This is a genomic window from Kitasatospora sp. NPDC005748 (genome assembly GCF_040630735.1).
Classification (GTDB): domain Bacteria; phylum Actinomycetota; class Actinomycetes; order Streptomycetales; family Streptomycetaceae; genus Kitasatospora.
This window is the reverse complement of record NZ_JBEXYD010000098.1, coordinates 4,046-4,333: the sequence shown is the minus strand read 5'-3', so window position 1 is coordinate 4,333 and position 288 is coordinate 4,046. Positions and strand designations below refer to the sequence as shown.

1 protein-coding gene is annotated in these 288 nt (G+C 71.9%); it reads left to right on the top strand.

Going from position 1 to position 288, the window contains the following annotated elements:
- Positions 1-288, top strand: a 288-nt coding sequence (locus tag ABZ495_RS35300; RefSeq protein ID WP_359840025.1) for a hypothetical protein, incomplete at both ends; no start/stop codon positions are given.

Genomic DNA, 288 nt, shown 5'->3' with positions numbered 1-288 from the left:
GGACGACCAGAACACTCACCGAGCCGTCCTGACCGCCGCCACCGACACTGGCACCGGCACCGGCACCGGCACCGGCACCGGCACCGGCACCCACCCGTACATCCGCAGCACCGCCCTGCAAGTACTCGGGGAGCAGTGGCCGGACGACCAGAACACCCGCCAAGCCCTCCTGACCGCCGCCACCGACACTGGCACCGGCACCGGCACCGGCACCGGCACCCACCCGTACATCCGCAGCACCGCCCTGCAAGTACTCGGGGAGCAGTGGCCGGACGACCAGAACACCCG